This is a genomic window from Sphingobacterium cavernae (genome assembly GCF_008520265.1).
GTDB classification, from domain to species: Bacteria; Bacteroidota; Bacteroidia; order Sphingobacteriales; family Sphingobacteriaceae; genus Sphingobacterium; species Sphingobacterium cavernae.
On the sequence record NZ_VIQM01000034.1, the window covers coordinates 13,184 to 35,366 of the forward strand.

Here is a 22,183-nt window from a genome sequence, read left to right on the forward strand (position 1 = left end):
GTATTGTAATAATTTGATTGATAGAAACTTTTGAGAGTTTTGTCAGGCTACGCCCAGGAGACTGAATATTTTTGAATTTTAAATTGTTTTATCTGATTTTTTAATAATAAAATCGAACAAACGTTTGCATCACGATAAAATTTTTTGGAAGGCTGTATTCGTTCAAAAAGTATTCAAAATTCCGTATCTTTGCGCAATCAAATATTTAGGTTTCGTAAAGCGAAAGAAATGTTTGTCAAAGTGTTAATACATTAATGTTCTTGCAATTATAAAGCAAATGAGTAACGTACATTACCAAGAAAAATTTCAGGACCGTCACAACGGACCGAGTGCTGCACAAACCGAAGAAATGTTGAATTTTTTGGGTGTAGCTTCTTTAGATGAGTTGATCGAACAAACTGTTCCTGCTCAGATTAGAAGAAAGGCTATGAATCTTCCAAATGCATTGAGCGAAGTCGCTTATTTGGAGAAAGTAGCACAGATTGCGGAGAAGAACAAAGTTTTCAAATCGTATATCGGACAAGGATATAATGATGTAATTCTTCCAGGTGTAATTCAGCGTAATGTATTCGAAAATCCAGGATGGTATACACAATATACGCCATACCAAGCGGAGATTGCGCAAGGTCGTTTGCAAGCGTTATTGAATTTCCAAACTGTAGTTTCAGATTTCACAGGTTTAGAAATTGCGAATGCTTCTTTATTGGATGAGGCTACAGCTGCTGCTGAAGCCATGTTCATGTTGTATTCGGCGCGCAAAAACAAAAATGCCAATGTATTTTTGGTGTCTCCAAATGTATTTCCTCAGACTTTAGATGTATTGACTACGCGTGCTACACCATTTGGTGTAGAATTGCGCATAGCTGATATCACAGAAGATAATTTGGCAGATGATGTATTTGCAGTTTTTATGCAATACCCAGCTGCTGATGGTACGCTTGCTGATTATAAAAACTTTGCAGAAGTGGCTCACGCTAAAAATATTACAATTTGTGTGGCTGCAGATTTAATGTCATTGGCATTATTAACGCCTCCAGGCGAATGGGGTGCGGATGTTGTGGTAGGTAACTCACAACGTTTTGGTGTACCGATGGGATTTGGTGGTCCTCACGCTGCATTCTTCGCTACTAAAGATGCGTACAAGCGTAATATTCCTGGTCGTATCATCGGTGTGACTTCAGATTCTAATGGTGAATACGCATTGCGTATGGCGTTACAAACACGTGAGCAACATATTCGTCGTGATAAAGCATCTTCGAATATTTGTACTGCGCAAGCATTGTTAGCGATTATGGCGTCATTCTACGCCGTATATCACGGTCCAAAAGGCATCAAAAATATTGCTACACGTATCAATGATCTAGCTAAACTTGCGGATAAAGCAATCCAATCATTGGGTTACGAGCAAGTGAACAAAACGTATTTCGATACATTAAGATTCAATTTGGGTAATGAGGTTGACGGCTTGAAATCAGAAGCATTAAACAATGAATTAAATTTCTATTATAACGAGGGTACAGTTGGAATTTCAATCGATGAAACTACAACTTTCCAAGATATTCAAACTATCGTACGTGTATTTGCTAAAGTAAAAGGCAAATTACAGGACGATTTGGATTTAGAAGAATTGGCAAATGAATTAGGCACTTCAATTCCTGCGGAATTGGAGCGCACTTCCGATTATTTGACCCACCCAATCTTCAATACATACCACTCAGAGCACGAAATGTTGCGTTATATCAAATCTTTAGAAGCTAAAGATTTGTCATTGTGTCACTCAATGATTCCATTGGGTTCATGCACAATGAAATTGAATGCAACAACAGAGATGGTTCCTGTGACTTGGTCCCGTTTTGGTGGATTGCATCCATTCGCACCAGCAGACCAAACTTCGGGCTATATGCATTTAATCAACGAATTAAATGATTGGTTATCTGAAATTACTGGATTTGCGAAAATGTCGTTCCAACCAAACTCTGGTGCGCAAGGCGAGTACGCTGGTTTGATGGTAATCGATGCTTACCACAAAAGCCGTGGTGAAGGTCACCGTAACATCTGTTTGATCCCAGCTTCGGCACACGGAACAAACCCAGCATCAGCTTCTATGGCTGGTCTAAAAGTTGTCGTTGTGAAAACGGATGACAAAGGTAATATCGATGTTGAAGATTTGAGAGAGAAAGCTATTGAGCATTCTGCCAACTTGAATTCTTTGATGGTTACTTACCCATCGACTCACGGTGTGTTTGAAGAGACAATCATTGAAATCTGTAATATTATCCACGAAAATGGTGGTCAAGTATACATGGACGGAGCGAATATGAATGCGCAGGTTGGTTTGACTAGCCCAGGATTCATTGGTGCTGATGTGTGTCACTTGAATTTACATAAAACATTCTGTATTCCTCATGGTGGTGGTGGTCCTGGTATGGGGCCAATCGGTGTGGCAGCGCACTTGGTTCCTTTCTTACCAAACCATAAAGTTGTGGAAATTTCGGGTGAAGAAGGTATTACAGCTGTTTCAGCAGCACCATTTGGTTCGGCTTCCATTTTGTTGATTTCTCATGCTTATATTGCGATGATGGGCGCAAATGGACTTACAGATGCTACTAAAACAGCTATCTTAAATGCAAACTATATTAAAGCGCGTTTAGAAGATCATTATCCTGTGCTTTATGCAGGAGCAAACGATCGTTGTGCGCACGAGATGATTTTAGATTGTCGTGGTTTCAAAAATGTTGGTGTGGAAGTAGCAGACATCGCAAAACGTTTAATGGACTACGGTTTCCATGCGCCAACGGTATCATTCCCAGTTGCAGGTACATTGATGGTAGAGCCTACTGAGTCGGAATCAAAACCAGAGTTGGATCGTTTCTGTGATGCGTTGATCGCCATCCGTAAAGAAATCGCAGCAGTAGAAGCTGGCGAAGTTGATAAAGAAAATAACGTATTAAAAAATGCACCACATACGGCAGCAGTAGTTTCGGGAGACGAATGGGATAGACCATATTCACGTCAAACTGCAGCTTATCCGCTTCCTTACTTGAAAACGGCTAAATTCTGGCCATCAGTAGGACGTGTGAATGATTCACAAGGTGATAGAATGTTGATTTGTTCTTGTCCTTCAATCGAAGAGTACGCATAATTAATTCTCTTCTCTGAAGAGATAAACTATAAGAAGCCTCAGTCATCATTTTGATTGCTGAGGCTTTTCTTGTTAATAACCAATCAAATATTGACTATAAATAATCAAACTAGAATATTACAACTAATAATAAAATAGAAGTTGCTTAAAAACAATAATTAACTATCAGTAAAAATTATTGTTTTTAATTAATCATAACTATACATTATATTTGATATATCTATAATTATGATTTAACTCGCTTATGAAATTCTGGTGTTATCTACCCGTTTCTTTCTTTTTTTTATTTGGAAGCCTTACAATTTCTAAAGCACAACAATATATTCCTTTTGCACAGCATGCTTTTAATGGTTCACAAATCAATCCTGCATACGTCGGCTATAAAGAAATGTGGTTTGCACAGGTTGGTATACGCTCACAATGGGCCAAGGTGGATGGTGCGCCCAAATCTGGTTATGCTAATGTAGATGGTATTTTGGATCCTGTAGCGAAGCGTCATGGCGCTGGATTGCAAATTGCATATGACAAGATAGGAGTCCAATCAGCTACTTCGATGTTCGTAAGCTATGCGTTGCGGTTGCAAATGGACGATGATGATACACAGCGGTTGAGTTTAGGAATAGCAGGAGGAGCGACGCAGTACAGTTTGAATGGAAATGATCTAATTTATATTGACGAGAATGATCCCTATATTCCGCGAGGAATGATTACGACATGGCGTCCAGATATTCGACTTGGTGCATTTTATTATCATCCGAATTGGTATTTGGGTTTTTCAGTTCACGATTTGTTGGCCAATTCAGATAGTCGAGAGGATTTTGTTTACAATCAGAATTCACTCGAGGGACTTTATCGTAACACGCATGGCTATTTAATGACTGGAGCGGCATTTCCAGTTGCTGATGGTTTGATTTTTAGACCGAGTTTATTAATAAAGGACGATTTAATTGGTCCAACAGCTTTTGATGTGAATGCAATGGTGATTTTTGATGAAAAATTTTGGGTAGGCGCTGCATTCCGCTCAAGGTCAAGGATCTTTAATCGTGATTACGATGATTTGCCACTTTCTAAATTTACTTCATACAAGTCTATAGGTTTATTGGCACAGCTGTACACAAGCTCAAAACTTCGAATCGGCTATTCTTTTGAGCACAGTCTAAACAAAATTGCCGGAATGAATAACGGCACACATGAAATATCTTTGGGCGTGTCTTTAGGTAAGTCAATGAATCGTTTTCCAATGCCTAAGTATTTTTAGCCAATCCCGAAGTCCTATTATATCGACTTTTCTTGTTAGGTTTGCATATGCAAAAAGGCAAACTCTATCTAATTCCGGTACCACTTTCTGAGGGTGCTGAAAAATTGTCCTATACATTGATTCACCATGATATCATCAATACGATTGAGGAATATGTGGTGGAAAATGAGAAAACAGCACGCAAATTTTTAAAAGCTGCGGGCTTAACAATTCCGCAGAGCCAATTAATTATTCATGATTATGGTAAACACACGCGTGAAAAGATGGATTATAATGAAGTTTTTGCGAATGTTGCTAAAGGAAAGGATATTGGTTTGATGTCAGAAGCAGGCTGTCCAGCGGTAGCTGATCCGGGGTCGGATATTGTCCTCGAAGCGCACAGAAGAGGTATTCAAGTGATACCTATGGTTGGGCCAAGTTCGATTTTATTAGCGTTGATGGGCTCTGGATTCAATGGACAAAAATTTACGTTTCATGGCTATTTACCGATAGATAAAAGTGATCGTTCGAAGAAAATAAAAGATTTGGAGAATCAAAGCGCGCGCGAGAAGATGACGCAGATCTTTATAGAGACACCTTTTCGCAATAATCAAATGCTAGCCGAGATCATTCGTATTGGCAAGCCTTCTACAAAATTGTGTATTGCAGCAAATCTTACTTCAGCGGATGAATATATTAAAACCAAATCTATTGCAGAATGGAAAAACACAGCAATTGATTTGCATAAGATACCTGCAATATTTTTAATGTTTGCCTAAGTATTTGTATTTTTAAATATGCGAAAACGTAGTTTAATCACACTTTTAATGGCGCTAATTTTTGTTGCCATTGCACAAGCGCAATCCACGTATGTCATTGTTCATGGTGCATGGGGAGGAGCTTGGCAGTTCAAAAACACAGCAAAGCATCTGCAAGAAGCAGGTCATGTTGTATATCGACCTACTATGACTGGATTGGGCGAACGTCATCATTTGTACAATGATCAAGTTGATTTGACTACGCATATTACGGATGTGGTCAATACTATTTTATTTGAAGACCTCCAGAGTGTGGTATTAATAGGCCATAGTTATGGAGGAATGATCGTGACAGGTGTAGCGGATAGTATTCCGGAGCGTATTAAGAAAGTTATTTATCTCGATGCTATCGTTCCAGAAGTAAACCAATCTGCTGTTCAGGCATTAGGAATGGGCGAAATTAACGGTAGCAATTCATTCAAAGCTCAAAATGGTCGTATCATCCCAGGTTGGGTAAGAGATACTACAAAAACGCCACGTGATGTGCCACATCCTGCTGCTACATTTACCCAGCCATTGAAGTATGATGCAGAAAAATTAGCAAAGCTCCCAATCACATACATATTAACGTATGAGCATGCAAATGGTGGAAAGGAAAAGGATGATTTTTATAGATTTTATGTAAAGGCTAAAGCGCGAAATTGGAAAATCGTTGAGCTGGAAGCCTCGCACAATCCACAAATAGATAAGTTGAACGAGTTAGTAGCTATATTGTTAGAAGAGAAGTAATGGAAGAGATAATTAATAGCCCTGAGTATCAAAAATTATTGCCGTATGTGCCTTATTTACTTACAGCAGTTTTTTTGCGACTTTTATTTGTAATATTTTTATGTGTATCGAGTAAAAAAGCCTTGTTATTGATTAAGGAAGAAAACCGCTGTATAACTTCTGGACAGGTTTGGTTATTGCTTATTCCGTTTTTCAATATATATTGGAATTTTATATTTATGCGCAGAATAGTTGATTCGCTAAATAATGAATTTTACGATAGACAGGTTGCAGTTGAGGAAAATCCTACAGAAAAATATGGATACTTTTTTGCAGGTACATTTTTAGTATATAATTTTCCTTTACCTATGTTTGTTGGATTCGTGATGTACATCTTAAGTATTGTTGCATTAATAATTTATGTTGCTAAAATCAATGAATACAAGAAGTTATTGGAAGATGAAACGTTGGGATTAGAAGACAAATTTTAGACTTTAGTAGTTACAATTATGAAAATAAAAGATATTACATCTTATTTAGAGTCTATCGCACCTTTAGCGTATCAAGAGTCTTACGATAATTCTGGTTTAATTGTTGGAAATCCAAATGATGAGGTTACTAAAGCTTTGATTTCTTTGGATTGTACTGAAGAAGTTGTAGATGAAGCTATTTCTAAAGGTTGTGACATTATTATTTCGCATCATCCTATCGTATTTAATGGCTTAAAAAAATTTAATAATAAGAATTACGTAGAACGTACGGTAATAAAAGCCATTAAAAACAATATCGCATTATACGCTATTCATACCAATCTGGACAATGTGATGGGAGGCGTGAGTTCGAAAATTGCGGAGAAGTTGGAAATAGTAAACCATGCGATATTAAGTCCAAAATCGGGTTTGTTGAAAAAGCTGGTCGTGTATGTTCCACGTGCTAATGTCGAAGAAGTGCGTCAAGCGTTATTTGATGCTGGCGCGGGCAGTATCGGAGATTACGACCAATGTAGCTACAATACGGCTGGATATGGAACTTTTCGACCCTTGGAGGGTGCTAATCCGACTATAGGTCAGGTAGGGGCGCAAGAACGTGTGGAGGAAACTAAGATTGAAGTTATTTTTCCGCAACAGTTAGAGCGACAGGTTTTAGTTAGTATGTTGGCAGCTCATCCATATGAAGAGGTTGCATATCATACTATTACTTTGGACAATAACTTGCAATATGTAGGATCTGGTGCTATCGGGAATTTAGAGGTAGCGATGGAGGCGCAAGATTTTTTAGCTTATTTGAAGGAAAGGTTAAATCTTAATGTCATCCGCCATACAAAACTGTCTGATAAGAAAATCCAAAGAGTTGCGGTCTGTGGTGGGGCTGGAGGATTCTTATTAAACGAGGCTAAACGATCTGGAGCAGATATTTTTATTACAGCAGACTACAAATACCATGAGTTTTTTGATGCCGAAAATGATATTGTCATCGCGGATATAGGACACTATGAATCAGAACAATTTACGCAAGAATTATTATTAGAAATAATTCAGAAAAAATTTGTTAACTTTGCTGTCCTATTGACAGGAATAGACACAAATCCCATAAAATATTTCATTTAATGGAACAAACGGTAGAACAAAAATTAAAGGCATTGTGGTCGTTGCAAGCGATTCACAGCAAAATAGATAAGATTCGTCAAGTACGTGGCGAGTTACCTATTGAAGTAGCTGACTTAGAGGATGAAATCGCTGGGCTAGAAACTCGTCTTGAAAAAATCAGAGTTGATTTAGACGATTTAGAAGATTCAATTGTAAAACGTAAAAATATGATCAAAGATGCGCAAGCAGCGATCAAAAAATACGAAGGTCAATTGAACGAAGTAAAAAACAATCGTGAGTACGACGCTATTTCTAAGGAAATTGAAATTCAAGGATTAGAAATCCAAGTTTGTGAAAAACGTATCAAAGAAGCAGAATTTGAAATTAAAAACAAAACTGAAGCTTACGAAAAATCACAAGGCAATCTAGATTATGCTAAAGGCGAATTAGAAATTAAGAAGCAAGAGTTAGATACTATTTCTTCGGAAACTCAAATTGAAGAAGAAACGTTACTAAAGAAAGCAGAAGTTGCTTCTCAAAAGAACGAAGAACGTCTTTTGAAAGTATACAACAAACTTCGTGGTTCTTACCGCAATGGTTTGGCTGTAGTTTCTATCGAGCGTGATAGCTGTTCAGGTTGTCACAATAAAATACCACCTCAATTGCAATCAGAAATCCGTCAACGTAAAAAATTGATTATCTGTGAACACTGCGGTCGTATTTTGGTAGACGAAGAGATTGCTGCAGAAGATTAATTTCTTTCTAAAAATATTAAAAGGGTAAAGTCATTCGATTTTACCCTTTTCTTTTTTGCAACAAGTTGGATATAGATAAACAGTAAATGTTTTAATAAGTATATTTGATTCGTATAACAACCATATATTGACATAATATGTTAAATAAACTATCTATGATGCTCGGTGTTACGTTAAGTTTAACGAGCATAACATTTTCTCAAGCACAAGAGGAAACGCTTTTACTTCGTAGTCCAAGTATTAGTGATACGCATCTGACGTTTGTCTATGGTGGCGACGTGTGGATAGCCGATAAAAATGGAAGCAACCCTAGACGTCTGACGACAAATCCTGGTGTAGAAATTAATCCCATATTTTCTCCTGACGGAAAGCAAATTGCTTTTTCTGGTAATTATGATGGCAACAACGATGTGTATACCATTCCCGTTTATGGTGGAGAGCCAAAGCGTGTGACCTACCATCCTTCTTCGGATGTCGTACGTGGGTGGTTGAATAATAATGAACTTTATTATACAACTACGCGTGAGTTTCAGTACTCATTAGGCTCAAGAATATATAAGACAAGTACAAATTCTGCTGTTGATATGCCATTGATAATGCCAGAGGCTTATCAAGGTACACCTTCTCCCGATGGCCGGTATTGGGCATATATCAAAAACTCGGATCCTACAGAGCGTGATCGTGTAGCATTCAAACGTTACCGTGGTGGTGGTATGGTATCGATTTGGATTTTTGACACACAAACCAAAAATGTTGAGGCAATCCCAGGTGAAAGATGCAACGATGTAAAACCTGTGTGGTTGGGTTCTAAAGTATATTTCTTGTCAGATAGAGACAAGATGGTAAATATCTTTAGCTATGATACAAATACTAAAAAAGTTGAAAAGCTAACTAACTATAAAGATTACGACGTGCGCACCCTACAGGGTAAAGGCAGTGAATTAGTATTTGAGCAAGCTGGTCGTATTCATATTTTGGAAACAAATAGCAAAAAAGTAAATACATTAAAAATTGCTATTGCTGCAGATCCAATGTACAAACGTGCTAGATATGAACAAATACGTTCGGATATCCGCGATTTTAATATATCTCCAACAGGTCAACGTGTATTAATCCAATCACGTGGTGAGATCATTTCTGTTCCAAAAGAAAAAGGTGAAGCAAGAAATATCTCCAATGCAGTAGGAAGTCATGAGAAATATCCAGCTTGGTCTCCAAATGGAAAATGGATTTCCTATTTGTCTGATGCAAAAGGAAAATATCAATTGGTATTGCGCGATCAGAAAGCAATGGAAGAGCCTACCTATATTGATTTGGGTAAGGATATCTTTTATTTTGAACCTACTTGGTCTCCAGATAGCAAGAAGCTTTTCTATGCGGATGCGCATTTGAATCTTTATTATGTAGATGTGACTACTAAAAAAGTGGTATTAGTCGACTCTGATAAATTAGCTTCTACGACTGGTCGTACTCGAAATAGTTTCACACCTTCGTGGTCTTTTGATTCCAATTGGATTTCTTACGTTAAGACATTGAATAATGGTGTTACGGCGGTATTTATGTATAATTTGGATACCAAAGTATCACAGCAAATTACAGACGGAATGTCTTATGTGAGTCAACCGACATTCAGTAGGGATGGTAAATATTTATTCTTTACGGCGAGTACCAATGTAGGATTGAGTAACTCAGGTTTACATATGTCTGCGTATGATCGCAGCCCAGCTTTTAATGTGTATGCTTTTATTTTATCGAAAAATACACCTACAATTTTCAAAAATGAGAGCGATGAGGAAACGGTAAAAGAAGAAAAGAAAGAGGATAAAAAGGAAGAGCCTAAAAAAGAGGATAAGAAGGACGATAAAAAGTCAGAAACTGCGAAGAAATCAGATGCTTCCAAAGCAGATGATAAAAAGCTAGAGGTTGACTTTGATAATATCAATCGAAGAATCATTGCGTTGCCATTGCAACCGGGATACTATTCTTTGGATGGTAATGTAGATAAAATGTTGATTTACCGTCGCGGAAGTATAATCGGTGCTTTTGATTTAGAAAAGGCAGAAGATAAAACTTTAGTAGAAAATGCAGGATCGTTTGTAATTAGTGCCGATGGTAAGAAAATGTTGTATCAATCTGGCCGTGACTATTTCATTACTAACGCGGGTCAAAAACCAGCGCCTAATACAGGGAAAGTTAACTTAGATAATATTCAAATCGAAGTTGATCCATCTGCTGAGTGGAAGCAAATTTTCAATGAAGTATGGGCGATGCAGAAAGAGTTTTTCTATGTAGAAAATATGCATGGAGCTAATTGGAATGCTGTAAAAGCAAAATATGAGAAATTTGTTCCGTATGTGAATCACCGTTCGGATTTAGGGTACTTATTAAATGAAATGATGGGTGAGCTTGTTGTAGGTCACGCTTATATTTATCCTGGTGATCAGCCATCAAGTCCATCAGTTAGCACAGGTACATTAGGTGCGGATTTGGAATACGTAAATGGTGTGTACAAAATCAACAAGATTTTCACAACACTGGATTGGAATCCATCTTTCAAAGCTCCTTTAGCTGTGCCTGGATCAAACATTGAAGAGGGTGAGTATATTGTTGCAGTGAACGGGGTGAAACTTTCTGCTGATGTAAATCTGTACAAATTATTAGAGAACAAAGTCGATAAGCAAGTTGCTTTGAAAATCAACGGTAAGCCTTCTCTTGATGGTGCGCGTGAAGTGATTGTGAAGCCAATTTCATTTGGTCAAGAAATATCACTTCGTCAAACCGATAAAATTGAAGCTAACCGCAAGAAAGTGGATGAATTGAGTAATGGTCAAATTGCATATGTCTATATGCCAAATACGGGTAGAGAAGGGTACACCAACTTTAACCGTTATTACTTCTCGCAAATGGACAAGAAAGCGTTGCTTTTAGATGAACGTAACAATGGCGGCGGTTCTGTAGCGGATTACGTGATTGACTTGTTGTCACGTGATTTAATCGCTGGCTGGGGTATTCGTGATGGAAAATCATTCACTACGCCAGGAAATGGAATTTACGGACCTAAAGCGATGATCATCAATGAAAATGCAGGTTCTGGTGGTGATATGATGCCATATATGTTCCGTCACAAAGGATTAGGCAAATTAGTTGGTCGTATGACAATGGGTATCTTGGTTGGTATCTCAGGTTATCCTCCACTATTGGACGGCGGAAGTATCACTTCACCAAACTTTGGGGTGTTCGACCTGAATGGTAATTATATCATCGAAAATGAAGGTGTAGCACCAGATGTTTTTGTAGAACAAATGCCAAAGGATTTATTAGAAGGTAGAGATCCACAATTGGAAAGAACAGTGCAGTTGCTGTTGGAGGAAATGAAAACATATCCTTACAAAGAGCTTAAAAAGCCTGCGGATCCAATCCGTGTTAATTAAATTATAGCATAAAAAAGGGACTGAAAAGTCCCTTTTTCATTCATAAATATTATATAACTTTAACCAATGAATGATTTTTTGGAAAAACAACCTTCACCGTGGTATTCATTGATGATGCTCTTGGTATATACCTTTGCATTTAGTATTGGTATACAGTTGCTGGTTTTAATGTTGGGGGAGTTGACAAATTCCTCTGCGATTGGCTTTATGCAAGGGAATAATAGTCCCGAATCTTTAGGAGGTAATTCGCGATTCTTTATGTATGCGCTTTTAGCGTCAGGAACTTTTGGAACATTCTACCTTCCTTCAGTTTTTTTACAAAAAAGGGAACCACTACATACGTATTTTCCTATAGAAAAAACTGTACCGATGTTCTATGTGTTGGCTGTTGCAATCTTGGTAGCTTTTAGTCCGATGATGGAACTCATAGGGGAATGGAATGCGCAGATGACTTTACCAGAAAGTCTTAAAGGAGTAGAAAACTGGATGCGCACGCAAGAAGATGCTTCCAACGACTTGATCAAAAAAATTGTCATGGTGGATCATATCGGGTTATTATTTGTTAATATTATCGTGTTAGCCGTATTCCCAGCTGTCGCTGAAGAGTATTACTTCAGGGGCTCGTTGATGCATATTTTAAATCGTATTTTCAAAAATATTCACGTGACGATTTGGGTGACAGCGATTATCTTTAGTGCTATTCACGTACAATTTTTCGGATTTTTTCCCCGCGTGATATTGGGAGCATTCTTTGGATATATGCTGATTTGGACGAATAATATCCGGGTACCAATTCTTGCGCATTTTGTCAATAATGCTATTGTAACGGTGCTGGCATTCTATTATACAACACAAGGGAAGACGTTTGAAGAGTTGCAAACTTTCGATAGCTATTCCATTTTTGTGTATCTTGGTAGCTTTATGTTGACGGTAGTAATTGCTGTTTTATTTTACAAAAAATCGAAATCAAATATTAACAATGGAGAAGGGTTGGATTAAGGTCAAAACATTCGCAAAGCCTATAGAGGCAGAAATAGTGAAGCAAATGTTGGAAGAACATGAAATTCCAGCTGTTTTGTTAAACAAACAAGACTCATCTTATTTATTCGGAAAGATTGAACTGTATGTCAATGAATCGAACGAAGCTTTAGCTAATGTGTTGATTAATAGCGCAACATTTACAGAGGAGGACGATGCTAACTAGAGCCATCACTGGATTATTTTTTATTATTGTACTGATCGGTGCCTTGCTGTTGGGTGAAGTGGTTTATACTATCTTCTTTAGTTTGGTCGGATTGGGAGCGTTGTACGAATTTTACGGAATAACAAAATCCGAAGACAATAAGCCAAATCTTTTTTTAGGAATGTTTGCAGCAATCGCATTGACTGTATTAGTTGGTATACATTGCCTAGGTTACATTCCATTCAAATTTGTCTGGTTAGTAATTCCTTTTTTTGCTTTGATATTCATCGTAAGTCTATACCAGAAGAGTAAATTGCCTTTCAATGATATTGGCTATACCTTATTGGGAATTATGTACGCATGCATTCCTTTTATATTTTTTGTTGCTTTGGGATTTATACAAGGCACATTCAATCACTACATTCCATTAGGATTTTTGATAATTCTGTGGGCAAATGACACAGGAGCTTATTTGTCTGGACGCAGTTTCGGAAAACATAAACTTTTTGAACGTATCTCACCAAATAAGACCTGGGAAGGTTTCGTAGGAGGTGTACTATTTGCGATGCTTATAGCGTTAAATTTAGCACAGTACTTTGGGTCGCTACAAAAATGGGAATGGGTAACGATGGCAGCAATCATAGGCGTGTTTGGAACTTTAGGCGATTTAGTAGAGTCTATGTTAAAACGCAGTTTAGGCGTGAAAGATTCGGGCAGTATATTACCAGGACACGGAGGTTTGTTGGATCGTTTTGATGGTTTACTGATCGCTGCACCGTTAGTTTTTTTATTTTTATTAATGCTTCAATAATATGAATATATCGGCATCGACTTTTGAATTTTTGAAAGCACTCAAAGAAAATAACAACAGAGAGTGGTTCAATGCGCATAAAGCTGATTACGAAAAAGCTAAATCCAATGTGGAAGATTTTATCCAGGAGTTGATTAGCAAATTATCAACTTTTGATCCGCATATTGATTCCTCTATTCAGGCAAAGAAGTGTCTATTCAGAATATATAGAGATGTGCGTTTTGCGAAGGATAAGTCGCCTTATAAAACTTGGTTTGCCGCAGGGATTTCTCTTGATGGCCGTAAATTAGAGGGACCAGAATATTATTTGCACATAGGTCCAGATTCTTCATTTATGGCAGTGGGTTACTGGCGACCTAAGAAAGAGCATTTAGAAAGCATTCGTCAAGAAATTGATTATAATTTAGTAGCTTTCGAAGAAACTTTAAGCTCTGGAAATCTCACACCAGATGATCTATCAACTGAGGACAAGCTGGTACGACCACCAGCAGGTTACAGCGAGGAGAATGATGCTATAGAATATCTGAAGTTAAAGAGTTTCATCATATTTCGTTCACTGGAGGATCGGGAAGTACTTAAACCTTTTGCTTTGGAAGATATGGTACAATTGTACCAAAGAACTATTAATTTCAAAAATTTTATTCATGAAGCTATAAACAGCTGATTCACTATATCTACCACCTAATATTATGAAAAACAATTTTTTGAAGATCGCTTTTTTAAGTGGGGTCTTTCTCTTAGCTTTTGAAGCATCTGCACAGCAGTTTGCCAAAGGTGTGGTTTATGAAGATGTCAACAAAAACGGAAAGCGTGATAAAAAAGAAAAAGTTCTAGCAAATGTTGCGGTTTCTAACGGACGAGAGGTTGTACAGACGAATAATAAAGGAGAATATGCTTTGCCTGTCGGGGAAGACAATATTTTGTTTGTAATTAAGCCTTCGGGCTATACAACACCTGTCGATAAGAATAATCTACCCCAATTTTATTATATCCATAATCCGAATGGCGCACCTGATTTGAAGTACAAGGGCGTCTCAGCTACTGGAGCCTTACCCACATCAGTAGATTTTCCGCTTTATCGTACCGAGGAAAAAGAAGAATACAAAATCTTAGTATTTGGAGATCCACAAGTCTATAACTTGAATCAAGTTGATTACTTGAAAAGAGGGGTCGTAGAAGAATTAAAAGGTGTGCAAGGTTATGAATTTGGAATTAGTTTGGGCGATTTAGTTGGAAATAATCCTGATTTATTCAATCCTTACATCGATGTAATGAAGGATATTGGCGTGCCATGGTATCAGGTAATGGGAAATCATGATATTAATTTTGATGTGCCAAATGACGAGATGTCTGATTTCAGTTTTAAAGCACATTTTGGACCTAACAATTATTCATTTAATAAAGGAAAAGTACATTTTATTGTTTTGGACGATGTTATTTATAACGGAGAAGGAGCTACAAGACAATATATCGGCGGATTACGTGAAGATCAATTAGAATTTATAGAAAACGATCTAAAATTTGTTCCAAAAGATCATTTGATTGTGATATGTGCACATATTCCATTGGTTAATAATGGAAAACATGCAATTCGTGAAGAAGATAATTTAAGGTTATTTAATGCTTTAGCGGATTTTCCATATACCTTTTCGATGTCAGCGCATACACACGTGCAGGCACAAACTTTTATCGATAAGTCCTTAGGCTGGAAACAAGATAAACCACATCACCATTATAATGTGGGAACTACTAGTGGCAATTGGTATTCAGGAGAGTTGGATGCAAATGGAGTTCCTTCGGCGACAATGGCGGATGGTACCAAAAAGGGCTATGCTGTAGTTACTTTTAAGGGGAATAAGTATGAGGTGGATTATCATGTAAGTAATGCGCCTAAGGATTATAAAATGAATGTGTTTCTTCCTAAAGTCACCGAGAAACGCAAAAACTCCAAAGCGAGTATGTACGTGAATTACTACTTGGGTGGAGAGCAAGATACGATTGATTATCGCGTAAATAATGGGAAATGGATGCGAATGAATCGTACAGAAACATTTGATCCATATTTACTTTTGGAAGTGTTCAATTGGGATACATCCACCAAATTGTTGAAAGGGGAACGTCCTAATGATCCTCGTTTGAGTTCGCATATTTGGAAAGCAACAGTTCCTTCGGATTTGCCGATTGGCAAACATACCATTGAGTTTCGTCTGCGTGATATGTTTGGTAGAACATTTACAACTACGCGTGAATACGAAGTCGCAAAGAATTAATTCGGTAAGCTAATTTTACCCATACAAATAGCAGGTGAATCTTTGATGTTTCGCACATTGTCAGGTGAGCCTGCTATTGTTTCATTTGCCAAAATAGCAAATAGGCAAGCTTCTTTTGCATCAGGATTCATCGCTATAGCATCTATAGAAGTTACTTTATATTTAGGCAAACCTTCTTTAATATTCTGCATAAGTAAAGGATTGTGCAAACCTCCACCACTAACATAAACCGCTACATTATCTAGACCTTCTGATACTTTTAAAATGCCGTCTGTAATAGCTTTCGCAGAAAAGGCATTTAACGTTGCCATAATATCTTCTTCCGTAAGATTTTCAGTATACGTTGATTTTTGTTTTTCTTCCAAATAAGTTAAGTTAAACAGTTCCGGCCCAGTTGTTTTTGGGAAATCCAACGTCAAAAATTCTTCTGAAAGCAAGGCTGCCAACAATTCCTGATTTACATTTCCTTTTGAAGCAATACGCGCATCTTCATCCATTTCTAAATCAAAATGTTGCTTCACATATTGATTCATAATGGTGTTGCCAGGTCCAAGGTCTGTGGCAAATGCTTGCAATTCTGAATTACTATTTGGTAGAAATGTAAAATTCGAGATACCGCCAATATTTAAAAGTATGCGATGTTCTGTAGTATCTGTAAACAATAAATAATCGCCATAAGCGGCTAATGGAGCACCTTCACCACCTGCGGCAATATGTTTTTGTCTAAAATCCGAAAGTGTAATAATCCCAGTGTTTACGGCTATATGATCCGCATCACCAATTTGTAAGGTGCTATTTGGAAGAGTAAGATCTTTCGTCAAAATCTGCGGAGCATGATAAACTGTTTGCCCATGACTCGCTATTAAGTCAATTTCTTCAGCACATAAATCCCATTTTTTAAGCGCTTGATTGATTAAGTCAGCATGTGCATGACCCACGTAGGCATTAATCCCGCAGAATTCTTGTTGATCTATTTGTCGCTTCGCAAATATTTTACGGATGTAGGTTCTAAAATCATCCGCATAATCAAAAGTTTCAAATTTTATAAGCTCTAATTTTGTGGTAAATCCTGCTCCTTCGATTCTGCATAAGGCAATATCTAAGCCATCTAACGAAGTTCCAGACATAAGACCTATAATCAATCGATTGTTTTTCGCACTGATGTTATAAAGCTTTTTAATTTGATTATTCATGCTCTAAAATTACATACAATCTCTTTGGTAATGTGGATTGTTAATCATATTTTTGAAAAAAAACGAATATAGAATGAATTTTCCAGCAGAATTAAAGTACACTAAGGATCATGAATGGATTCGTGTGGAAGGCGATGAAGCCGTTATTGGTATTACTGACTTCGCACAACGTGAGTTAGGTGACATCGTATTTGTTGATATCAATACAGTTGATGAAGAAGTAGCAGCTGATGAGGTTTTCGGTACTATCGAAGCGGTAAAAACAGTTTCTGACTTATTCATGCCTGTAACATCTACTGTTATAGCGGTTAATGAAGCTATCGATGCTTCTCCAGAATTGGTGAACTCTGATCCTTATGGTGAAGGTTGGATTATCCGTGTTAAATTAGCAAATCCTGCTGATGTAGACGGCTTATTATCTGCTGACGAATACAAATCAGAAATCAACGCGTAATAGCGATTTTATAAAAATCACAAAAGGGGGCAAAATCAAATTTTGCTCCCTTTTGTGTTTCTGACTTTTCAGTCAAATTATTTTACCTCTTTAAGTTCTGTTGTAGTTTGCACTTTTGCTCCCTGCATTTCTACGTTTGTGACAGTCGAAGAAGATACAGTCATAAAAGTCCTAGGATGTACAATGAAATGTCCTTTTGAAGTACCTACTGCATTGCCTGAAGCATCTTCCATTGTGATATCACAATCCACTTTATAGCCTTGGTCATTTTTCTCTACAAAAGTATATTTTGCGTTTGCGGAAAGACCTAATTTTTCCATTTTATTATTTGCAGTCCAACTTTCACCCACGGCAATAGCATATGATGGGTAAGCGACTCCAAAACTAGTCACACTTGATTTATCAAAGATTTGGTCCGATACATTTGGAAATTCAACATCTTTAATCTGACCGAATTTATTCATACTATAAGTTAGTTCGTTTTCCAATAAAGGATTGAATTGCGCAGCAAAAGCTTTCTCCATTTCGTTTGCAGGTTCTTTCGATGAATCGTATGATGCAGTCATCATACCAGCGTCCAAATCTATTTTTGCATACGTATATTTACCTACAATATTTAATAATGAATCTTGATGCTCGTTAAAACTAAGATTCATATGCATAATCATATCCATGATAATAGTTTGTGGACCTTCAATGTCCATTTTGTTTATCATTTCATATTTGATAGGTGCATTCGAGGTTGGAGCAAGTTTAAAAAGTACTTTTTGTTGTGCTACTGCGCAAAAAGTAAGCATGGCTAACACGAGTGTGCTTGTGAATTTTTTCATAATATTTAAATTGTTACTGCAATATAGCAATTTCAGATTTATTGCATTGGTTATATTTATCAAAAAAGGGATAACATCACATGCTATCCCTTTTACATTTATATGTTTCAAGTCTTATTTTTTCAAATAAGAGACTTCTTTTACAGCTTTAACTACTTTTTCGATGCTTGGTAATGAAGCTTCTACTAAAGTAGGCGCGTATGCTAAAGGAACGTCAGCCGAAGTAACACGTGTAACAGGAGCATCTAAATAATCAAATGCATTTTTCTGTACGTGGAAAGCTATTTCTGAAGAAATTGAAGCCAAAGGCCATGCTTCTTCTACTACTACTAAACGATTCGTTTTCTTAACTGACTCTAAGATTGCAGCATAATCAATTGGACGTACCGAACGTAAGTCGATTAATTCTACGCTGATACCTTCTTTTTCTAATTCTGCTACAGCAGGAATTACTACACGAGGTATCATTTTACCGAAAGATACGATCGTTACATCAGTACCCTCTTGGATTGTATTTGCTTTACCGATTGGTAAATAATATTCTTCTTCTGGCACAGGCCCTTTATCTCCGTACATTACCTCAGATTCCATAAAGATAACTGGATCTGGATCGATGATAGCTGATTTTAATAAACCTTTTGCATCGTGAGGATTAGAAGGAACTACAACTTTCAAGCCTGGCGTATTTGCAAACCAGTTCTCAAAGTTTTGAGAGTGCTGTGCTGCTAATTGACCAGCATTACCAGTTGGGCCACGGAATACAATAGGGCAAGATAATTGTCCGCCTGACATTTGACGAATTTTTGCAGCCGAGTTGATAATTTGATCAATCGCTACTAATGAGAAGTTGAATGTCATGAACTCTACAATTGGCTTCAAGCCATGTGTAGCTGCACCTACCGCAATACCTGCAAAACCAAGCTCAGCAATCGGTGTGTCAATAACACGTTTAGGCCCGAATTCGTCAAGCATACCTTGGCTTACTTTGTAAGCACCGTTATACTCAGCTACCTCTTCACCCATCAAAAATATAGTTTCATCTTTACGCATTTCTTCGTTCAATGCTTCACGAAGTGCTTCTCTGAATTGTATTTCTCTCATTAGTCTGTAAAATAGTCTTATTTTTATAGAATACGCAAAGCTAATATTTTAAAATGATATTTTTGCAATTACGATGGAGGAATTGCGATGATATTTGTCATTTTTTGATAACCTTTTGCTATTACTTAATAATTTTCTAAAAGGAATTTCTGTAGCCAATTGTTCAGGTTTTTAAGTGCCAAATCTATCTGCCAACTCGCTTTATTTCTACGTTCCACGTAGTTTGATATCGCTCTTATTTGTGCACAAGGCAAACCTTCTTGTTCACACGCATAAAATACAGCAGCACCTTCCATGTTTTCCACTTTGACATTTGGGTACTTCATCAATACTTTCTGTATAGTTTTTTCATTCCCGTGCACTTTATTCACCGTGATGGCTTCATACTTCGGAATTTTGAAATCTATTGACGTATTAATATTATGGTAAGTTCCTTTACCAAGACCGAGGTCTTCAATATTTAAAAATTCCTCTCCATCTTCTGCGCCTAACTCATAAAATGTGTCAGTATGAATAGCCAAAACTTCACCTAATGGAATACTTTTATCAAATGATCCGGCTATCCCAACATTCAATACGTGCGAAATATCGTGTTGCTGCGTTAAAGCTTTACCCAATGCATACGCCGTAGCAGTCATTCCGACTCCAGTGATCAAATAAGGTATTTGTTTTTCTTCTATTAATGGAATGCTATCCAATATTTCAAACCGTGTAGCAGCGACAATCAAGGGCTTCATTTTCTTATATTTTGAAATGCTAAGTTAATTTTTTTTAAGGTATCTTTGTAGTTATGATACATATCACGCGAAGAGAGCGCTTTTGCGCAGCACACAAATTGCATCGGGAAGAATGGTCTGCCGAGAAAAATGAGGCTATCTTCGGGTATTGTGCAAATCCAAATTGGCATGGGCATAATTATGAACTATTTGTCACAGTTAAAGGTGAGGTTGATCCAATCACGGGATTCGTCATTGATCTGAAAATCATGAAAAGTATCATCAATACGTACGTGATTAATAAATTAGACCACAAGAATATTAATTTGGATGTCGATTTTATGCAGGGTAAGATGGCTTCAACAGAAGTCATAGCCATCGAAATATTTCACCAGCTAAAACCACATTTTGATAAAGAAAATGTCATTTTGCATAGTGTAAAGTTGCACGAGACAGAAAATAACTCCGTCGAATATTTCGGCGATTAATCAAGTAATCAAACAAAAAACAATAAAATGAGTAATCCTACGGATTTCAATGAGGAATTGGATGGTTATAGAAAAATTGACCAGTATAATACAGAGCAGGTAGACCGTATTGCTAATCATTATTCGGATATTTTGGGAGCTTTGGGCGAAGACCCAAACCGCGAAGGTTTGATAAAGACACCAGAGCGTGTGGCTAAAGCGTTGCAGTTTTTGACGCACGGTTATGATATTGATGCGGCATCAGTTTTACGTAGCGCAATGTTTGAGGAGGACTATAGTCAAATGGTTGTAGTAAAAGATATCGAAGTCTATTCCATGTGTGAGCACCATATGTTGCCATTTTTCGGAAAGGCGCATATTGCGTATATTCCAAATGGACATATCGTTGGATTGAGTAAAATCCCTCGCGTTGTTGATGCGTTTGCACGTCGCTTGCAAGTACAGGAGCGTTTAACAAATGAAATCAGAGATTGTATTCAAGATACTTTGAATCCGGCGGGGGTAGCTGTAGTAATAGAATGTAAGCATATGTGTATGGCAATGCGTGGGGTGCAGAAACAAAATTCTGTAACTACTACTTCGGCTTTCACGGGTGCATTTCAAAACGATGTTACACGATCAGAATTTTTACGTTTGATCACGGCTTCGCTGGATTAAATCTTCAGCTGAAAGTATAATTCAAAAACCTGCATAGTATTCATATTATGCAGGTTTTTTCATTTAGATATTAAACGAATTGGATTTAGGATAGTCCATTGTTCTTTATAAATACAATTGAAATTAAAATAACTTTCTAACTTTGCTTTTATGTTTCAAAATGAGGAGCGCGTAAATAGTTATTTGGAGAGCATTTGCGATGAAGAAAATTCATTGCTTAAGACGATTAATAGAGAGACATATTTGCGGGAGACTATGCCGCATATGATGTCTGGTCACTATCAAGGGCGTGTATTGTCTATGATAAGTAAAATGGTTTCTCCTAAGCGCATTCTTGAGATTGGCACATTCACAGGGTATGCGACATTGTGTTTGGCAGAAGGATTAGCGCCAGAAGGATTCTTGCACACGATCGATATTAACGAAGAGCAAGAGGAGCATGTACAGAGTTATTTTGACCATTCGCCTTTTGCGACTCAAATTCGTTATCATATTGGTGATGCTTTTGAAATAATTCCAACATTGGAAGGTGATTTTGACTTGGTGTTCATTGATGCCGATAAGAAGAGAAATCTTATCTATTATGATATGCTAGTAGATCGAGTTCCTTCAGGGGGCATTTTGATGATCGATAATGTATTGTGGAAAGGCAAGGTTTTTGATGAGAACCCGGATAATCAAACAAAACAAGTATTAGAATTAAATAAAACATTGGCAAGAGATTCAAGAGTTGAAAAACTCATATTGCCTGTTAGAGACGGACTTTTTGTGTTGCGCAAAAAGTAATGGTTGAACTAAAAAAG

21 protein-coding genes are annotated in these 22,183 nt (G+C 37.2%); 17 read left to right on the forward strand and 4 right to left on the reverse strand.

All coding sequences use genetic code 11. From position 1 onward, the window contains the following. Positions 1–277: 277 nt before the first annotated feature. The 13 genes from gcvP to FLS47_RS06900 all read left to right on the forward strand — a co-directional run bounded on the left by gcvP (position 278) and on the right by FLS47_RS06900 (position 15,941). Complete coding sequence (gene gcvP, locus FLS47_RS06840) at positions 278–3,142, forward strand: aminomethyl-transferring glycine dehydrogenase (RefSeq protein WP_149913636.1); 2,865 nt, start codon at positions 278–280, stop codon at positions 3,140–3,142. Between the two features lie 244 nt (positions 3,143–3,386). Next, positions 3,387–4,400 (forward strand): PorP/SprF family type IX secretion system membrane protein, encoded by a 1,014-nt coding sequence (locus FLS47_RS06845; RefSeq protein WP_149913637.1) that lies wholly within the window; start codon positions 3,387–3,389, stop codon positions 4,398–4,400. Positions 4,401–4,447: 47 nt separating this feature from the next. Continuing rightward, positions 4,448–5,158 (forward strand): SAM-dependent methyltransferase, encoded by a 711-nt coding sequence (locus FLS47_RS06850; protein ID WP_149913638.1) that lies wholly within the window; start codon positions 4,448–4,450, stop codon positions 5,156–5,158. 48 nt (positions 5,159–5,206) lie between these two features. Then, positions 5,207–5,926: an alpha/beta hydrolase gene (locus FLS47_RS06855; RefSeq protein WP_223225167.1), complete on the forward strand. Its 720-nt coding sequence runs from the start codon at positions 5,207–5,209 to the stop codon at positions 5,924–5,926. Further along, the gene (locus FLS47_RS06860; protein ID WP_149913640.1) at positions 5,926–6,396 is read left to right on the forward strand and encodes a hypothetical protein; all 471 of its coding nucleotides are present in this window, start codon (positions 5,926–5,928) and stop codon (positions 6,394–6,396) included. Before FLS47_RS06855 ends, FLS47_RS06860 begins: the two co-directional genes overlap by 1 nt. 18 nt (positions 6,397–6,414) lie before the next feature. Continuing rightward, a complete protein-coding gene (locus FLS47_RS06865; protein WP_149913641.1) occupies positions 6,415–7,512 on the forward strand; it encodes a Nif3-like dinuclear metal center hexameric protein in 1,098 nt (365 codons plus the stop codon). Beyond that, positions 7,512–8,246: a zinc ribbon domain-containing protein gene (locus FLS47_RS06870; protein ID WP_149913642.1), complete on the forward strand. Its 735-nt coding sequence runs from the start codon at positions 7,512–7,514 to the stop codon at positions 8,244–8,246. The genes FLS47_RS06865 and FLS47_RS06870 overlap by 1 nt, the downstream gene beginning before the upstream one ends. A gap of 137 nt (positions 8,247–8,383) precedes the next feature. Beyond that, positions 8,384–11,677, forward strand: a complete 3,294-nt coding sequence (locus FLS47_RS06875) for a S41 family peptidase (RefSeq protein WP_149913643.1) — start codon at positions 8,384–8,386, stop codon at positions 11,675–11,677. Between the two features lie 66 nt (positions 11,678–11,743). Further along, on the forward strand, positions 11,744–12,676 hold the full coding sequence (locus tag FLS47_RS06880; RefSeq protein ID WP_149913644.1) for a CPBP family intramembrane glutamic endopeptidase: 933 nt from the start codon (positions 11,744–11,746) through the stop codon (positions 12,674–12,676). Beyond that, a complete protein-coding gene (locus FLS47_RS06885) occupies positions 12,657–12,881 on the forward strand; it encodes a putative signal transducing protein (protein WP_149913645.1) in 225 nt (74 codons plus the stop codon). Before FLS47_RS06880 ends, FLS47_RS06885 begins: the two co-directional genes overlap by 20 nt. Continuing rightward, the gene (locus FLS47_RS06890) at positions 12,871–13,671 is read left to right on the forward strand and encodes a phosphatidate cytidylyltransferase (RefSeq protein ID WP_149913646.1); all 801 of its coding nucleotides are present in this window, start codon (positions 12,871–12,873) and stop codon (positions 13,669–13,671) included. The genes FLS47_RS06885 and FLS47_RS06890 overlap by 11 nt, the downstream gene beginning before the upstream one ends. 1 nt (position 13,672) lies before the next feature. Next, entirely contained in the window at positions 13,673–14,335 is a 663-nt protein-coding gene (locus tag FLS47_RS06895) for a DUF2461 domain-containing protein (protein WP_149913647.1), read from the forward strand. A gap of 25 nt (positions 14,336–14,360) precedes the next feature. After that, entirely contained in the window at positions 14,361–15,941 is a 1,581-nt protein-coding gene (locus FLS47_RS06900; protein WP_149913648.1) for a calcineurin-like phosphoesterase C-terminal domain-containing protein, read from the forward strand. Here the strand turns inward: FLS47_RS06900 and FLS47_RS06905 are convergent. Next, positions 15,938–17,134, reverse strand: a complete 1,197-nt coding sequence (locus tag FLS47_RS06905; protein ID WP_149913649.1) for an anhydro-N-acetylmuramic acid kinase — start codon at positions 17,132–17,134, stop codon at positions 15,938–15,940. The genes FLS47_RS06900 and FLS47_RS06905 overlap by 4 nt on opposite strands. A gap of 73 nt (positions 17,135–17,207) precedes the next feature. On the opposite strand from FLS47_RS06905, the gene gcvH reads away from it, so the two are divergent. Further along, positions 17,208–17,588 (forward strand): glycine cleavage system protein GcvH, encoded by a 381-nt coding sequence (gene gcvH / locus FLS47_RS06910; RefSeq protein WP_149913650.1) that lies wholly within the window; start codon positions 17,208–17,210, stop codon positions 17,586–17,588. 77 nt (positions 17,589–17,665) lie between these two features. Here the strand turns inward: gcvH and FLS47_RS06915 are convergent, their stop codons facing one another. The 3 genes from FLS47_RS06915 to mqnB form a co-directional block, all read right to left on the reverse strand. Beyond that, a complete protein-coding gene (locus FLS47_RS06915; RefSeq protein ID WP_149913651.1) occupies positions 17,666–18,418 on the reverse strand; it encodes a hypothetical protein in 753 nt (250 codons plus the stop codon). 114 nt (positions 18,419–18,532) lie between these two features. Then, positions 18,533–19,519: a pyruvate dehydrogenase complex E1 component subunit beta gene (locus tag FLS47_RS06920; protein WP_149913652.1), complete on the reverse strand. Its 987-nt coding sequence runs from the start codon at positions 19,517–19,519 to the stop codon at positions 18,533–18,535. Between the two features lie 125 nt (positions 19,520–19,644). Continuing rightward, positions 19,645–20,256: a futalosine hydrolase gene (gene mqnB, locus FLS47_RS06925; RefSeq protein WP_149913653.1), complete on the reverse strand. Its 612-nt coding sequence runs from the start codon at positions 20,254–20,256 to the stop codon at positions 19,645–19,647. A gap of 53 nt (positions 20,257–20,309) precedes the next feature. On the opposite strand from mqnB, the gene FLS47_RS06930 reads away from it, so the two are divergent. The 3 genes from FLS47_RS06930 (at position 20,310) to FLS47_RS06940 (ending at position 22,166) form a co-directional block, all read left to right on the forward strand. Then, a complete protein-coding gene (locus tag FLS47_RS06930) occupies positions 20,310–20,723 on the forward strand; it encodes a 6-pyruvoyl trahydropterin synthase family protein (protein ID WP_149913654.1) in 414 nt (137 codons plus the stop codon). Between the two features lie 27 nt (positions 20,724–20,750). Continuing rightward, positions 20,751–21,380, forward strand: a complete 630-nt coding sequence (folE, locus tag FLS47_RS06935; RefSeq protein WP_149913655.1) for a GTP cyclohydrolase I FolE — start codon at positions 20,751–20,753, stop codon at positions 21,378–21,380. A 150-nt stretch (positions 21,381–21,530) separates the two neighbouring features. Beyond that, positions 21,531–22,166, forward strand: coding sequence for an O-methyltransferase (locus FLS47_RS06940; RefSeq protein ID WP_149913656.1), 636 nt, complete (start codon positions 21,531–21,533; stop codon positions 22,164–22,166). The last annotated feature ends 17 nt before the right edge of the window (positions 22,167–22,183 follow it).

Coding starts and splice junctions, on each gene's coding strand:
- gcvP (WP_149913636.1), top strand. CDS start 278: ATGAGTAACGTACATTACCAAGAAAAATTTCAGGACCGTCACAACGGA.
- FLS47_RS06845 (WP_149913637.1), top strand. CDS start 3,387: ATGAAATTCTGGTGTTATCTACCCGTTTCTTTCTTTTTTTTATTTGGA.
- FLS47_RS06850 (WP_149913638.1), top strand. CDS start 4,448: ATGCAAAAAGGCAAACTCTATCTAATTCCGGTACCACTTTCTGAGGGT.
- FLS47_RS06855 (WP_223225167.1), top strand. CDS start 5,207: ATGGCGCTAATTTTTGTTGCCATTGCACAAGCGCAATCCACGTATGTC.
- FLS47_RS06860 (WP_149913640.1), top strand. CDS start 5,926: ATGGAAGAGATAATTAATAGCCCTGAGTATCAAAAATTATTGCCGTAT.
- FLS47_RS06865 (WP_149913641.1), top strand. CDS start 6,415: ATGAAAATAAAAGATATTACATCTTATTTAGAGTCTATCGCACCTTTA.
- FLS47_RS06870 (WP_149913642.1), top strand. CDS start 7,512: ATGGAACAAACGGTAGAACAAAAATTAAAGGCATTGTGGTCGTTGCAA.
- FLS47_RS06875 (WP_149913643.1), top strand. CDS start 8,384: ATGTTAAATAAACTATCTATGATGCTCGGTGTTACGTTAAGTTTAACG.
- FLS47_RS06880 (WP_149913644.1), top strand. CDS start 11,744: ATGAATGATTTTTTGGAAAAACAACCTTCACCGTGGTATTCATTGATG.
- FLS47_RS06885 (WP_149913645.1), top strand. CDS start 12,657: ATGGAGAAGGGTTGGATTAAGGTCAAAACATTCGCAAAGCCTATAGAG.
- FLS47_RS06890 (WP_149913646.1), top strand. CDS start 12,871: ATGCTAACTAGAGCCATCACTGGATTATTTTTTATTATTGTACTGATC.
- FLS47_RS06895 (WP_149913647.1), top strand. CDS start 13,673: ATGAATATATCGGCATCGACTTTTGAATTTTTGAAAGCACTCAAAGAA.
- FLS47_RS06900 (WP_149913648.1), top strand. CDS start 14,361: ATGAAAAACAATTTTTTGAAGATCGCTTTTTTAAGTGGGGTCTTTCTC.
- FLS47_RS06905 (WP_149913649.1), bottom strand. CDS start 17,134: ATGAATAATCAAATTAAAAAGCTTTATAACATCAGTGCGAAAAACAAT.
- gcvH (WP_149913650.1), top strand. CDS start 17,208: ATGAATTTTCCAGCAGAATTAAAGTACACTAAGGATCATGAATGGATT.
- FLS47_RS06915 (WP_149913651.1), bottom strand. CDS start 18,418: ATGAAAAAATTCACAAGCACACTCGTGTTAGCCATGCTTACTTTTTGC.
- FLS47_RS06920 (WP_149913652.1), bottom strand. CDS start 19,519: ATGAGAGAAATACAATTCAGAGAAGCACTTCGTGAAGCATTGAACGAA.
- mqnB (WP_149913653.1), bottom strand. CDS start 20,256: ATGAAGCCCTTGATTGTCGCTGCTACACGGTTTGAAATATTGGATAGC.
- FLS47_RS06930 (WP_149913654.1), top strand. CDS start 20,310: ATGATACATATCACGCGAAGAGAGCGCTTTTGCGCAGCACACAAATTG.
- folE (WP_149913655.1), top strand. CDS start 20,751: ATGAGTAATCCTACGGATTTCAATGAGGAATTGGATGGTTATAGAAAA.
- FLS47_RS06940 (WP_149913656.1), top strand. CDS start 21,531: ATGTTTCAAAATGAGGAGCGCGTAAATAGTTATTTGGAGAGCATTTGC.